We start from the raw sequence: 432 nt of genomic DNA on the forward strand, positions 1-432 counted from the left end.
ATCTTGGTGTCCAGCGCCGTGTAGCGGGCGATGAGGTTCTTCTCCACCTCGCTCGCCCGGTCGGTGATGCGCTCGACGTCCGCGGCATTGCGCTTGAGCGCCTCCTTGTACGACTGGTCCTTGCTCGCGAAGAAGCCTCCGGTGGAAAGCAGCTTCGAGGTGATGCCCTGGAACTTGCCGGCGAATCCGTCAGTGACGTTGCCGCCATCGGCCCCACGGAAGAAGGCCTTCACATCGTCGGGAGTCTGCATCGCCTTGTCGAACTTGGTCGCGTCCAGGCTCAGGCTGCCGTCGGGCATCAGGTTGCCGCTTCCGCCCGCGGACACCACCCCCACGTCCGACAGCGACCGGAACGCGCCGGAGGCATTGACGGACTGCAGCGCCATCCGCAGCGTGTTCTGCAGGTTCACGGCACTGGAGTCGCCCTGCAGC

At 65.5% G+C, this 432-nt stretch carries 1 protein-coding gene; it reads right to left on the minus strand.

The window, feature by feature from the left end:
- On the minus strand, positions 1 to 410 hold a 410-nt coding region (fliD, locus tag L6966_RS11965; RefSeq protein WP_237233466.1), incomplete at its 3' end, for a flagellar filament capping protein FliD.
- Between the last annotated feature and the right edge of the window lie 22 nt (positions 411 to 432).

This window comes from Rothia nasisuis (assembly GCF_928381405.1).
Lineage (GTDB): Bacteria > Actinomycetota > Actinomycetes > Actinomycetales > Micrococcaceae > Rothia > Rothia nasisuis.